The organism is Saccharomonospora marina XMU15, from assembly GCF_000244955.1.
Classification (GTDB): domain Bacteria; phylum Actinomycetota; class Actinomycetes; order Mycobacteriales; family Pseudonocardiaceae; genus Saccharomonospora_A; species Saccharomonospora_A marina.
On the sequence record NZ_CM001439.1, the window covers coordinates 1,640,359 to 1,653,646 of the forward strand.

The window sequence follows — 13,288 nt, forward strand, 5'->3', positions numbered from 1 at the left end:
GGTCATGCGACCTGTCAACGGACGCTACCGGGCAAGGCGCACCTGGGCAACGTAGCGGCAGGTCTGACGGTAGTGGAGTGCCGGTGTTCGCCCTTCCGGGCTACTCGGTCCACTCCGGACGGCAGGAGCCTCGGGGTACGAGCACGAACGGGTATCGGCCCGGGGTTCTTGACATGGACACCTGTTCGGTGACCCCCTGGTAGTGGCCGAGTGGAGTGCGCGCGCTGAACGTCTTCGGGTCGAGATAGCTGTGGTCCTCGCCGTGACCCGCGGTGTTCACGGCGTATTCCTTGTCGAAGACGCCGAGACTGAGTATCCACAGTGCCGCGCGGGTGAGCGAGACGTGCACCCGGTAGCTGCCGCCTTCCCGCGCTCTACGCGTGAGTGCCTCCACGATCCCGGCGGCCAGCAACCACGAGACGATGTAGTCGTTGACCACCATGATCGGTGGCAGGCCCGGGCGGTCACCGTCACCTTCCAGGTGCATCATCCCGACGAGGCTGCCCGCCGTCTGGTCGAACCCGATGCGGTCGGCCCACGGTCCTCGCTCGCCGTTCAGCGACGCGGTGGCGTGGATGATGCCGGGCCTGCTCGTCGCCGCCTGCTTCGCGGACAGTCCGATCCGGGAAAGGTAGCCGGGGCGGCGGTTGGCATAGAACACGTCGGCACCGGACAGCAGCCGCTGGATCAGCGCGTGGCCGTCCTCGCGGTACGGGTCGACGGTCGCCGAACGCACCCCCACGTTCGCGGTGGTGTAGATGGCGTCGTGCTCGAGTTCCTCCGGCCGCCACAGGTTGAGCACGTCGGCGCCGTGCAGTGCCAGCGCCCTGCCCACGCCCGCGCCTGCGATGACGTGACCCATGCCCAGTGCCCTCACACCGGACAGCGGATCGGCGGCCGAGGTGAGTGGCTCGGGCTTGCTCTGCCCGATCTTGGTGATCTCCACCAGCGGCATGTCGGCGAGTGCTTCGGTGTAGTGCGGCTCGGCGAGCAGTTCCTCGGTGGTGCGCAGCATCGGCAGCACGGTGCCCGCCGCCACCGCCGCCTCCTCCAGTTCCCTGCCGCGCCAGCGGGCGATCGCGGCGGCGACGGCCTTGGTGTCCTCGGGGACCCCGAGCAGCCGCTGGGCGGCTAGTTTGATCTTGGGGTACGGGTTTAGCGGCAGGACCCACCTGTCGTCGGCGGTGCGGTAGAACCGCAGGCCGAGCGCCTGGGTCGCGTTCGCCTGTGTGCCGGGCGGGTAGCCGTTGAGCAACTCCCACTTGCGGTCGTAGAAGGGGCACAGCCGGTGTGGTGCCACCCGCAGGTCGACGGCGATGTCCTGACCGCTGCCGCCGCGCAGCCGCCACAGCTTGGCCACGGCCGCGGACTTCGCGGCGAGTGCGACGGCCGCCGCGCCACCCAACCGCAGGGTGCTGGGCACGACGGGGTCGGCGCCGGTGAAGGTGATCGTCCCGCCGGTGTCGGCGGCGCTCATTCCCAGCCCCGCCAGTACGTCGGCGAGAGCGGCGTGCGGGTCGAAGGCGTCGTCGGTGGCCGGGCGGGCGAGCGCGCTCGTCAGCCGTTCAGTGAGCAGCATCGTGTTCCCAAGAGGTGAGCAGTTCTTCCGGGATCGGCAGGTGTTTGGCTCGCAGGTACTCGCCCACCGCCTTGCCCGCCTGATCGACGCGGGTGTTGGCCGAGGCGCTGGTACCGAGCAACCCGCGCAGCACGAAGTGCACGGCTCGCAACGCCGGTAGTTCGTGGCGGACGATGTCGAGGTCCTTCACCTCGGGCAGCAGCCTGCGCAGTTCCTCGGTGGACAGCGCCTGCCGAAGCCATGGCCACGACCGCTCGTCGGGCACCCACACTCCGACGTTGCAGTTGCCGCCCTTGTCGCCGCTTCGGGCGTAGGCCACCGAACCGAGTGCAGCGCTGCGAGTACCGGTGGCAGGTGGTGCGGCCGCGGGCTCGGGGTGGCGGGGTTGCTCGCTGACGGCGGTGTCGGCGGGCGGATCGATCCGCACGACCCTGCCGTCGTCGAGGACGGCTCGGTGCGCGACCGCTTCCTGCGGCAGCAGGGCGGGCCAGTAGTCGATCCGTGGTTTGGGTTTGGTGGCCGGTGCCGCGTCGGCGTCGTGGAAGAAGCCGGGAATGCTTTGCAGATAGAGGCCGGCGAGCCTGCGGGCAAGGCCGAGCCGCACGAGTGGTTCCCGCTGTCGTGCGGTCGCCGCGACGCGAACCGCCACGGTCGCGTCCCACTGGCTTTCCGGGTCCGTGGCGGCTGTACCCAGACGGGTGAACTCGAGTTGGTCCACGCCATCGGGCAGGTCCTTGCCCACCTGCGCACACAGCAGTTCGATCTTGTCGTCGACGTCGGGCGCGGTGACGAACACGGTGTCCACGATTGCGAAGCCCAGCTGCGCGAAGGCGGCCACCTTGGTCGTCGGCGGGGGAGGGCTTCCGGTGGCTCCGCCGACTCCGACCCGGTCCCGGCCGAGGGCGGTGAGCCGCAGCGTGTCGAAGTGAACCGTCACGTCCGGGTTGAGGTATGTGGGGCCCTGGATCTCGTACACCAACTGGGCGGTGACCGTGTCCACGGTGACGGCGCCGCCGTCCCTGGCGTGTTTGGTGATGACGCTCGTGCCGTCGGCGGCGATCTCGGCGATGGGGAAGCCGGGGGTGGTCATGTCGGGTATGCGGGTGAAGCCGGAGAAGTTGCCGCCCACCGCCTGTGAGCCGCACTCGATGATGTGTCCGGCCGTGACGGCGCCCGCCATGGCGGTCCAGTCGCCGCGATCCCACCCGTGCCACCAGGCGGCGGCGCCCGCGGCGAGCGAGGCGTCGGTCGCCCGCCCGCACACCACGATGTCGGCCCCCTCGGCCAGCGCGGCGGCGATGCCCCAGCCACCGAGGTAGGCGTTGGCCGCGATCGGCTCCAGGCCCCAACTGTCGAGCGGCTGCCCGGTGTCGAGATGCTCGAACCGGTGGCCCTCCGCGCGCAGCCGCGGCAGGTCGGGCGCTACGTTGTCGCCCTCGATGTGGGCGATGCGTAGCTGCACCCCCTCGTGCGAGGCGAGGTCGCGCAGGGCGGTCGCGAGCCCTGCCGGGTGGAAGCCGCCCGCGTTGGTGACGACCTTGATCCCGCGCTCGGCCAGCGCCGCGAGGTGCGGACGGATCTGGTCGAGGAAGTACCCGACGTAACCCTTGGTCGGGTCGTGCTGGTATCTCGCCGCCAGTGCGGCGAGGGTGATCTCGGCCAGGTAGTCACCTACGAGCACGTCGACGGGGTCACCAGCCATGGCTTCGTCGACGGCGGTGAATCGGTCGCCGAGATATCCGGAGAAGTTCGCGACACGGATGGGCCCGCGGGCCATCGTCACCACCTCCTCGTGGTGTTGGGGCACTCGACCCAAAGGCTAGCTTATTGAACATCTGCCAAAAAGCCTTCGGGTTGGGCTCCACCGCTCAGGCCGGGCAGCAGCGCTGGGGACCCTGCCTGACCTCGCTCGCCAGGCACAGGCTGTCGACGCGACGCCGCACTACCGGTCGAACCGCTTGCCGACGGCAAGCGTGTTGCTCTCCGGGAAGACTCCGGAGCCCACAACGCTGCCGAAGATCGGAGTCAGCAACTCGGCCAGTCTGGCCGTCGAGTCGGGGCCGAGTGCGTCCCACGGGGCGCGGGCGAGTTCGTCGGTGCGCTGCTCGATGTCCGCGCGTAACCGCAGCCCTCGATCGGTGGCCTTTCCCTCGGAGCCGACAAGCCCCCTCGCCGCGAGTCGCTCCCGCGCCCGCGACCATTCCCGCTCGCTCCAGCCCCTACTTGCGAAGGTCTCGGCGGGAGCGGCATCCACCGATGCGAAGGACACCAGCGACTCGACGGGATCGAGGTCAAAGGCAAGCAGTGCCGCGAGATGCCCGTCGCCGCGGTGCTCGCGCAGGATGGTGGCTGCCTGCCACAACACCAGGCATGGGTCGTCCTGCCAAGGCTGGTCGGCGTTCGCGGCGGCGAGTGGGCGGCCGTGCAGCGGTGCCGCCTCGGCGGCCCTGCATGCCAGCAGTGCGGCCTCCCGCACCGTTGCCTCGTCGCGGTCGGCGCCCAGCAGCCGCTTGTAGATCGCCTCCACTGCCCGCAACCGGGTGTCCAGCACGCGCTGCGGTGTCGCTGTCCGCCACGCGGCGGGCACGTTTTCGGCGACCATGCTCGGACTGAAGCTGTAGAACGTGGCCGACACGAGTTCGACTCCGGCGGCACCCAGCGGTGCTGCCCGCCACGCGAAGTAGCTCGGCCAGCGTTGCGTGATGTCGTACCCGAGCGCCGCGGCCTGTTCGAAGCCTTCCGGTGCGTAGTAGAGCACCGCGTGAATGGGCTCCAGCAGCCACCACATCAGGCGCTCGACGCTCGGTCCCTCCACCACGGTGCCTCCCGCGTTCGATCCGGCCTCGACCAGGCCACCCTCCCAGACTATCTTGACAAAGACAAGATTGGATTGGAGTGCCGGTGAGAGAGTTCGGTTACCGAGGCCGCGACGGTTGTCGCTTGTTCGCCACCACGGTCGGGGAGGGACCCGCAGTGGTCCTGCTGCACGGCGGCGGACCCGACCATCACAGCCTGCTTCCGCTCGCCCATGAGCTGGCCGCCGCCCACACCGTCGTGCTTCCCGATGTACGCGGTTACGGTCGCTCACACTGCGCGGATCCCGCTCGCCACACCTGGTCCAGCTACGCCGAGGACGTGGTGGCCCTGCTCGATCAACTCGGCCTCGACCAGGCCGCCGTCGGAGGAACCGGCCTCGGCGCCACCATCACGCTGCGCGCCGCGCTGGAACACCCCGACCGGGTCAGTGCCGCCATCCTCGTCAGCGTCGAGGACATCGAGGACGATGCCGCCAAAGCCGAGGAGATCGCCTTCATGGACGCCTTCGCCGAGCGGGTGCGCACCCAGGGCGTCGAGGCGGCATGGGCCCCGATCCTGCCGGGACTCGCCCCGATCATCGGCACGTTGGTCCGCGACGCCATCCCACGGTCGGACCAGGACAGCGTCGCGGCGGCAGCGGCGATCGGGCGCGACCGCGCCTTTCGTGACGTCGCCGAACTCGCGCCGATCACCGCGCCGACCTTGGTGTTTCCCGGGATAGATCGGCGCCACCCGGCAGCGCTGGCCGAGCGCGTCGCGCAGGTGCTGCCCGATGCCCGGCTCGTTCCGGACGCGTTCTCGGCCGACCTGCGCACGGCCGACGATCTCGCCGCAGCACTCGGCCCCGAGATCCGACGCTTTCTCGCCCAGATCGACCATGGTTGCCGCCGCGGCTGCTAGCGGCCTTCGGCGGCCATACGGATGCCGAGAGCGACCAGAACGGTCCCGCTCACAGCTTCCAGCCTGCGCCGGATCACGGGTCGGCGAAACCAGTCGCTCGCGCGGCCGACCGCGGCGGCGAGCCCGAGGTACAGCACGATCTCGATCGCCACCTGCAGCAGCGCCAGCACCGCCGTGGTGGCGAACAGCGGGTGCTCGGCCGGGATGAACTGCGGGTAGAAGGCCACCATGAACGCCGCCGCCTTGGGATTGGCCAGCATCACCACGAAACCCTCGAGGAACGCCTTGAGCCATCCCCGTTCGACGTCGGCGGGCACCCGCGCACCGACATCGGTCGCGGGTTCGTCCCCGCGGCCGAGCCATGCCTCACGCCACATCCTGACGCCCAGGTACAGCAGGAACCCGGCACCGAGCACCCGGAGCACGACGAAGGCGACCTCGGATGCGGCGACCAGCGCGGCCAGCCCTCCCGCGGCCAGCAGCGCCCACAGGTAGAGACCGGCCTGCAGTCCCAGCACCGTGGGTACCGCGCCCGCGAACCCCCGCAGCGCGGCACGCCGCAGGATCAGCGCCATGGCCGGGCCCGGCGAGGCCGAGATCAGCACGACAGCGGTGGCAAAGGCGAACAGTGAGCCGGGCAGTTGCATGGACCGCATCATGCTCGCGTGCGGCAGGCGGGCTCAACCGACTTGCGCTCCGGCCAGTTCCGCGGGCCGGGGGAGGCAGCGACCGGTGACGTCGGGAGCCGCCGGTGCCCACGGGAGGCCGCGGGGGCCCCGGTCAGCCGTCGGCGCCATCTCCGTCTCCGCCGAGTTTCCATGCCCGGTAGTGGTGTCCCCAGCGCTCGAGCTGCGCTGTGATGTCGCGCAGGCTCGCTCCCATGGCGGTGACCGAGTACTCCACTTTGGGCGGCACCTGCGGGTACACGGTGCGCCGCACCAGCCCGTCGGCTTCCAGTTCCCGTAGTTGCCTGGTCAGCATCCGAGGGGTGATGCCAGGCAGCGCCCTGTCGAGTTCACCGAAGCGCATGGTGCCCTGCAGCAGATGTCGAAGAATCACCAGCTTCCACTTGCCGCCGATGACCTCCAGCGCGGCCTCGACCATGCATTCCTCGGCCAACGCTTCGATACGGGCAGCCATGTGAGCCTCCCCTGACCTCGATACTATCCAGCCTGATAGTACTGGTCATCAAAGACCGTACTTGTTCTGATCGTAGCCAAGGCCGAGGCTTTCCCCATGACCTTGCTGCAACGTGTGGAACACGACCCCGACTGGTACGAGCCCTACCGCATCTCGCTGGCGATCAAGGCCAACGGTCTGATCTTCGTATCCGGCCAGGCCGGGATCGACGAGCACGGTCGGACCGTCGGTGTCGGGGATTTCGAAACCCAGGCACGCCAGGCGCTGCGCAACCTGGCGACCGTGCTGGAACAGGGAGGCAGCAGCCTCGCCGAGGTCGTCAAGGTGACCATCATGGTCACCGACATGAGCTACCTGGACCAGATCATCCGGCTACGCGAGGAGTACTTCACCGAGCCCTACCCGGCCGACACGTTGCTGCAGGTGGCAGGGCTGGCGCAACCCGACTGGCTGGTGGAGATCGACGCGATCGCGGTGGCCGGGTAGTCGCCGCCTTTCGCATTCGACGCGGGCACGTCAATGCGAGCCGGTGAGGGTGCCTGCCAGTGTGTTGTGCCGCTGCCTGCTGTCGGGGTTCATGCCGACGACGGTGACGGGGGTGCCGCGCGATTCGTACTTGGTGGTGATGGCGTCGAGTACGCGACGGTGCAGGCGTCCCGGATGTGGGCGTCGGACAGGTCGATGACGACGTCGGGTGGGTCGCCCGCGTAGTTCCCGCCGACGTGAACGAGTCCACAGTGTTCGATGACGGCTGCGCCCGTGTCGTTCGATGACGGCTGCGCCCGTGTCGGTGAGGACTTCGCGAAGCCAGGTATGACCGCGGTCGAGTCGTGCCAAGCTCGCCGTGCACCGCGCCGCCGACGGAACTACCGCCGTGAGGTGGCAGCCGCAATCGTCGGTCCCGATGGTGGAAGGCCCGGCAGCCCTTCGACCACCGGGGCCGTTCCAACGACACGCGGTTTCAGGGCTGCGTGGCGACCTGCTTCGGTGTCGGGGCGGTGTCGACCCGCAGTGCGCGTACGGTGACACCACCGAGGACCAGGAACGCCGCGACGAGCAGGTACACCTGCCCCGGCCCCCAACCCGCATCGAGCAACCAACCCGCCACGACCGGGGAGAGGATGGCGCCGATGCGGCCGATCCCGATGCCCCAGCCGACGCCTGTCGCGCGAACGTCGGCAGGATAGATCGACGGCGTGAGCGCGTACAGACCGGCGACACAGCCGTTGACGAACAGCCCGATCAGCACGCCAACGGCGAAGGCCGTCACGAGTGTGGCGGTGGCGGGGACGAACACCGTGAGCAGTACCGCGGTGAGAACCGTGTATCCCACCAGCACGTGCTTCAGCGCGATGCGGGTGGCAAGGAAGCCCAGCAGGGTGGTGCCGAAGATGCCGCCGAGGTTCAGCAGCACACCGCCGGTGATGCCCTGCGTCGCGGACAGCCCGGCCTCCACGAGGAGCTTCGGAGTCCAGCTGGTGACGAAGTAGAACCCGAACATGACCATGAAGAAGCTCAGCCAGGTGAGCAGCGTGTTGCGTCGCAGCCGCGCCGAACCGAGCCTGCGGATGTTGCCGACCGAGGAGGGTTCGGCGGTGGTCGTCGCGGCGGGCATCGACTCCAGCGCAGGATGGCGCATGGCCGTCAGCAGTCTGTTGATCCGCTCCAGCGCGCTCGCCGATCGTTTCGTGAGCAGGAAGTCGAGCGACTCCGGCAACCGCCACAGCACGGCGGGGATGAGCAACGCCGTCGCAATGGCGCCGAAGCCGAACACCGAGCGCCACCCGGACTCCTGCTGCAACAGGGCAGCGACGATACCGCCCACTGTGGCACCGATCGCGTAGCCGGTGGAGTTGAGGCTCACCGCGAGCCCGCGCCAGCGAGCGTTGGCGAACTCGGCGGCGATCACGTTGCTGCTCGCGAGAATGCCACCGATACCGATGCCGGTGAGCACGCGGGTGAGTCCGAGCTGGACCGGCGCCTGGCTGACTGCCGAGAAGAACATTCCGCTGGAGGCGATCACGAGGCAGATCAGGATCAGGGCGCGCCTGCCGATGCGGTCGGCGAGCGGCGCGAGGGCGAGGGAACCGAGCGCCATGCCGACGAGACCTGCGCTGAGTAGTAGGCCCAGAGCCGAGGACGACAGGTTCCATTCCTGTGACACGCCGTTGGCGGTGAAGGCCATGACGAGAACGTCGAAGCCGTCCAAGACGTTGAGCAGTACGCAGATCGCGATAGCGGACCACTGGAATGCGGACATGGGACTCGCGTCGATGCGAGCCCGAAGCGAAATGCTCATTCGGTTTGCCTCACTGGAATCCGAAGGTGAACGGGAGCAGGCGCAAGAGCTTGCGGGCGCGTTGCCGAGGGAACAAGCCGGACTCTCATTGAATGAAGCAGTCGCCGATCGGCCGCGCCGCGGCCGTGTGGCTACTCCGTCGCTGGTGCCGCGGTGGAGCCGCCCGCGGTCCGCGGTGAGGCCAGCGCGCGGCTGATCCCCCTCGCGGCGGCACGCAGCAGCGGGATGCTCGCCCATGCCTGGCCGTCGTTGGGGACGACGAGGCCCAGCGCGGCGATCACTTGCCCCGCCCTGCCACGGACCGGTACCGCGACTCCGGTGGCGTCAGGGTGAATGTGGCCCGCGCACAGCGCATGGCCTTGCTCTCGCACCTCGGCGAGCTTGGCCCGCAGCGCTTTCGGATCGGTGATGGTCTCATCGGTCAATGCCCGCAGCGGCTGCGCGATTACCCGCTCCTGCAGCGCGGGGTCGGCGTGCGCGAGCAGTACGAGCCCGCCCGACGACGCGTGCAGCGGGATGCGCCCCGCGATGCGCGTGAGGTTGATGACCGCGCCAGGGGATGACAGCCGCTCGACGAAAAGCACGTCGCTGCCGTCGAGCACGCCGAGTTGGGTGGAGTGGCCGACGACCGCCTGCACGTCCTCCATGAACGGCATCGCGGCTTCGCGCAGGCCGAGTGTGGGGGAGGCGCGCTGTGCCAGTTCCCACAGCCGGACGCCGATCCGCACGGTCCGCCGTGCGTCCCTGCGGAGCAGGCCGTGCCGCACCATCTCGTCCACGAGCCGGGCCGCGGTCGCCAGCGGCAGTTTGGCGCGACGGCTGATCTCCGTCACGGTCAGTACCGGCGTGTCGGCGTCGAACGCCTCCAGGATGCGCACGGCACGGGTGAGCAGTGACTCACCGCTCGGTGAGCGTGCCATATCCGCATCCTACGAGGTTGTGGGCGGTTCGACGGGGTCGAACCCGGCACCGTCAATCGGGTTGGGTGTGCAACCGCATGGGCAGGCGAGCCCACGCACGCAGCGTGTTGTTGTGGTGGCGCAGCGGGGAGCCGACGAGTTCCAGTCGCTCGACGCGGCGCACCAGCGCGGTCAGCAGAGCCTCCGCCTCAAGCCGGGCGACGTGCTGCCCGACGCACTGATGCAGGCCCATCCCGAAACCGACGTGCCCGGACGGGTCGCGCTCCAGGTCGAACGTGTCCGGGTCGGTCCAATGGCGTGGGTCGCGGTTGGCCGCACCGAGGAACATGAGGATCTTGCTGCCCTCCGGGATGACGGCGCCACCAATGGTGGTGTCGGTCGTGGCGGTGCGAAAGAACGTCTGCACGGGTGACTGCCAGCGCACTGCCTCGTCGAACGCGGCACGGACGAGCTGTGGTCGTTCCCTGACTCTGCGCCACTGCTGAGGATGCGTCGCGAACGCGTACAGCATGGCCGCGATGCCGTGCACCGTGGTGTCGACACCGGCGGTGAGCAGCGACCGCACCACCAGCGGTGCCTGGTCGTGGGTGATCTCACCGCGGTCGGCGGCGGCCCAGATCGCGGCGCCGAACCCGTCGCCGCTGAGTGCCTCGCGGGCGCATTGTGCGTTGACCCATTCCGACCAGCGCGGCATGTCCGGCATCGCCTCGGTTACGAGACTGTTGGGCGGACCGAAGGCGTTGAAGACGAAGTTGCCGTAGGGCAACAGGTTTTCCCGCCCTTCTTCCCCGACCCCGACGGCGTCGGGGAAGACCCGCAGCGGGAACGCCTCGGCGAGCGCGGGCACGACGTCGAGCTCCGGTGTGGACAGTACCTCCTCGACGAGGGCCTCCGCCTCGGCGAACCACCGATCCCGCAACCGGCGCAATGCGCGAGGCCCGAGAATGCCGCTGAGCACCCGCCTCGGCGCGTCGTGGCGAGGCGGGTCGGCCTCCAGCAGCAGGCTGGGTGGGCGCCACGGCTTTTCGTAGCGGAAGTTGCTCAACCCCACGCCCGCGCCCGATTGGAAGTCCTGCCAGTCGACGAGGGCGGCGTGCACCTGCTCGTAGCGCGCCATGGCGTAGACGCCGTAGCGAGCCAGCAACACCACGGGCCCCGCTTCGCGCAGCTGCGCGTGCATTCGCGTGGGGTCCTCCAGCGCGTCGGGGCCGAACGGGTCGTGGTCGCTGGTGGGGACGGTCGCAACATCGGTCATCGTCGTGGTCTCCGTGCGGTGTGGGCTAAAGGTCCAGTACGAGGCGGTCGCTGCGCGAGCGTGAGACGCAGATGAACATGCAGTCTCCCTCGCGGCGTTCGTGGTCGGCGAGAATCGAGTCGCGATGCTCGGGCTGTCCTTCCAGGACAGTCGTCTCACAGGTGCCGCAGATGCCTTGCCCGCACGAGGACAGCACGTCGACGCCTGCCTGCCTCACGGCGTGCAACACGGAGCTGTCCGGCCCCACGGTGAGGGTTACCCCGCGGCGACGCAGTTCGACCTCGAACGGCTCGTCTCGTGCGGGCGCGTCCTGCGCCGCCGAGGTGAAACGTTCGGTGCGCAGAGCGTACGGCGGCCAGTCGCGGCAGGCTCGCTCCGCGGCCGCCAGCAGCGGTGCGGGTCCGCAGCAGTAGATCTTGACACCTGGTCGGGGCTCGCCGAGCCAGGCGTCGAGATCGAGCAGACCTTGCTCTTCCTCGGGCACGACCTGTACCCGGTCGCCGTAGGCGGCCAGTTCCCGACGGAAGGCCATCGACGTGCGCTTACGGCCTCCGTAGAGCAGCGACCACCGCGCGCCGAGCAACTCGGCCTGCTGGATCATCGGGAGCAGCGGAGTGATGCCGATGCCACCCGCGATGAACACGTAGTCCTGCGACGGTACGAGCGGGAAGTTGTTACGGGGCCCGCCGACCCTGACCTGGTCGCCGATGCGGAGCGCGTCGTGCACGTAGGCGGAGCCACCCCGGCTTGCCTGCTCGCGAAGCACACCGATGCGGTAGGTGTGGGCGTCCCACCGGTCGCCGCACAGCGAGTACTGCCTGGTGAGCCCACCCGGGAGTATCAGGTCGATGTGCGAACCGGGCGTCCAGTCGGGCAGGCGCGCGCCGTCGGGGCGCGCCAGTGACAGCGTCACCACACCCTCGGCCGCCTCCTGCTTCGCGGTCACGACCAGTGGCACCGCGTTGGCCGCCCGCGCCGTCGTGGCGCGCTGAGCCTTGAGTTGTCTCACCTCATGCCTCCTCGCACGACTGCGGGCAGCATGCGGCGCGGGGACGCGATGGCGACAGCCCGGCTCTCGTTCAATGAGAATCTCGGGCGGTAGCCTCATGAGACGGCGAAGCGGTGTAGGGCCGTGCCCCGGCAGGGTAGTCCGCTGGTATGAGAACCGATCGCTCGCTCGAGCTGCTGCGCGAAGGCTACCCGTGGGGACGCAGGTTGAGGGGTACCGCGGCCGCCGTGCCCAGCAGGTTGCTCGGACGCGCCGCCGTCGTGGTCGGCGGACCGGACGGCGTGCGCCGCTTCTACGACCCGAGACTGCGACGCAGCGGGGCGTTCCCGCTGCCGCTGAAGCTGGTGTTGTTCGGCCCCGGAACGGTGCATGGTCTCGACGGCACCGAGCACCACGAACGCAAGGCGATGTACCTGCGGTTGCTCACTCCCGACGCCGTGGCCGGGCTCGCCGAACGAGCGGAGCGGGAATGGGAGTTGGCCGCGCGGCGCTGGCAGGGCCGCGAGCGTGTCGTGCTGTTCGACGAGGCGGTCCAGGTGCTCACCGCTGCCGTGCTGCCGTGGGCGGGGGTACCGCACGCGCCGAGGGAACTACCACGCCGCGCCCGGCAACTGGCCGACGTGCTCGACGGGTTCGCCACGCCGGGCCGCGCCTACCTGCGGGCTGTCGTGGCGCGACTGCGACTGGGCAGGTGGGCCAAGCGGCTGGTTCGCCGCACCAGAAGGCAGCAACTTCACCCAGAGCCCGGCACGGCACTGCATACCGCCGCCACCGCCCGTGACCACCACGGCAACCCGCTGCCGCAGAGGGTCGCGGCGACCGCATTTCTCAACGTGGTGCGCCCGACCGTGGCCGTCTCGTGGTTCGTGGCGTTCGCGGGCAAGGCGCTGCACGAGCACCCCGAGTGGCGCAGCCGCATCGCGGAGGGCGACCGCGCGGCCCTCGACGCGTTCGTGCAGGAGGCCCGTCGCTGTTACCCGTTCGTGCCGGTGCTTGCCGCGCGGGCACGCGGCAAGCAGGACGTCCTCGGCTTCCAGGTGCCGCGTGGCGGATTGGTCGTGCTCGACGTGCACGGCACCGACCACGACCCTGCCCGGTGGCCCGACCCCGACCGCTTCGACCCGGACCGGTTCCTCACCGGGACCGTCGACAAGGACACCCTGGTGCCGCAGGGCGGTGGCGAGGTCGACACCGGTCACCGTTGCCCCGGCGAGGACGCCACGCTGGCGATGCTCGCGGTCGCCACGCGCAGTCTGGCGCGGCTGCCGCTCGTAATGCCACCGCAGGATCTCGACTTCGACGTGTCCAGGGTGCCGACTCGCCCCCGTAGCGGGGTGGTCTTCGCGTTGGACCGCGCGCGGCAGTGACC

12 protein-coding genes are annotated in these 13,288 nt (G+C 69.6%); 3 read left to right on the plus strand and 9 right to left on the minus strand.

Annotated features, from left to right (window positions below; genetic code table 11):
• Positions 1 to 100 precede the first annotated feature (100 nt).
• From SACMADRAFT_RS07760 to SACMADRAFT_RS07770, 3 genes are all read right to left on the minus strand, one after another.
• The gene (locus SACMADRAFT_RS07760; protein ID WP_009153248.1) at positions 101 to 1,579 is read right to left on the minus strand and encodes a CoA transferase; all 1,479 of its coding nucleotides are present in this window, start codon (positions 1,577 to 1,579) and stop codon (positions 101 to 103) included.
• Positions 1,566 to 3,356 (minus strand): acyclic terpene utilization AtuA family protein, encoded by a 1,791-nt coding sequence (locus SACMADRAFT_RS07765; RefSeq protein WP_009153249.1) that lies wholly within the window; start codon positions 3,354 to 3,356, stop codon positions 1,566 to 1,568. Before SACMADRAFT_RS07765 ends, SACMADRAFT_RS07760 begins: the two co-directional genes overlap by 14 nt.
• Before the next feature lie 165 nt (positions 3,357 to 3,521).
• A complete protein-coding gene (locus tag SACMADRAFT_RS07770) occupies positions 3,522 to 4,397 on the minus strand; it encodes an SCO6745 family protein (RefSeq protein ID WP_009153250.1) in 876 nt (291 codons plus the stop codon).
• Between the two features lie 83 nt (positions 4,398 to 4,480).
• On the opposite strand from SACMADRAFT_RS07770, the gene SACMADRAFT_RS07775 reads away from it, so the two are divergent.
• Positions 4,481 to 5,296 carry an alpha/beta fold hydrolase gene (locus tag SACMADRAFT_RS07775; protein WP_009153251.1) on the plus strand — a complete coding sequence of 272 codons (816 nt, stop codon included), beginning with the start codon at positions 4,481 to 4,483 and terminating at the stop codon, positions 5,294 to 5,296.
• On the opposite strand, the gene SACMADRAFT_RS07780 is transcribed toward SACMADRAFT_RS07775, so the two are convergent.
• Both SACMADRAFT_RS07780 and SACMADRAFT_RS07785 read right to left on the minus strand, forming a co-directional pair.
• Positions 5,293 to 5,943 carry a LysE family translocator gene (locus SACMADRAFT_RS07780; protein WP_009153252.1) on the minus strand — a complete coding sequence of 217 codons (651 nt, stop codon included), beginning with the start codon at positions 5,941 to 5,943 and terminating at the stop codon, positions 5,293 to 5,295. The genes SACMADRAFT_RS07775 and SACMADRAFT_RS07780 overlap by 4 nt on opposite strands.
• Positions 5,944 to 6,076: 133 nt before the next feature.
• A complete protein-coding gene (locus SACMADRAFT_RS07785; RefSeq protein ID WP_009153253.1) occupies positions 6,077 to 6,436 on the minus strand; it encodes a winged helix-turn-helix transcriptional regulator in 360 nt (119 codons plus the stop codon).
• A gap of 96 nt (positions 6,437 to 6,532) precedes the next feature.
• On the opposite strand from SACMADRAFT_RS07785, the gene SACMADRAFT_RS07790 reads away from it, so the two are divergent.
• Positions 6,533 to 6,922, plus strand: a complete 390-nt coding sequence (locus SACMADRAFT_RS07790) for a RidA family protein (RefSeq protein ID WP_009153254.1) — start codon at positions 6,533 to 6,535, stop codon at positions 6,920 to 6,922.
• A gap of 475 nt (positions 6,923 to 7,397) precedes the next feature.
• Here the strand turns inward: SACMADRAFT_RS07790 and SACMADRAFT_RS07795 are convergent, their stop codons facing one another.
• From SACMADRAFT_RS07795 to SACMADRAFT_RS07810, 4 genes are all read right to left on the minus strand, one after another.
• Entirely contained in the window at positions 7,398 to 8,735 is a 1,338-nt protein-coding gene (locus SACMADRAFT_RS07795) for an MFS transporter (RefSeq protein WP_009153255.1), read from the minus strand.
• A gap of 131 nt (positions 8,736 to 8,866) precedes the next feature.
• Positions 8,867 to 9,655 (minus strand): IclR family transcriptional regulator, encoded by a 789-nt coding sequence (locus tag SACMADRAFT_RS07800; protein WP_009153256.1) that lies wholly within the window; start codon positions 9,653 to 9,655, stop codon positions 8,867 to 8,869.
• Positions 9,656 to 9,707: 52 nt separating this feature from the next.
• Entirely contained in the window at positions 9,708 to 10,910 is a 1,203-nt protein-coding gene (locus SACMADRAFT_RS07805; protein ID WP_009153257.1) for a cytochrome P450, read from the minus strand.
• A 25-nt stretch (positions 10,911 to 10,935) separates the two neighbouring features.
• Positions 10,936 to 11,919, minus strand: coding sequence for a PDR/VanB family oxidoreductase (locus SACMADRAFT_RS07810; RefSeq protein WP_009153258.1), 984 nt, complete (start codon positions 11,917 to 11,919; stop codon positions 10,936 to 10,938).
• A gap of 149 nt (positions 11,920 to 12,068) precedes the next feature.
• Between SACMADRAFT_RS07810 and SACMADRAFT_RS07815 the strand changes: the two genes are divergently transcribed.
• Positions 12,069 to 13,286: a cytochrome P450 gene (locus SACMADRAFT_RS07815; protein ID WP_009153259.1), complete on the plus strand. Its 1,218-nt coding sequence runs from the start codon at positions 12,069 to 12,071 to the stop codon at positions 13,284 to 13,286.
• The last annotated feature ends 2 nt before the right edge of the window (positions 13,287 to 13,288 follow it).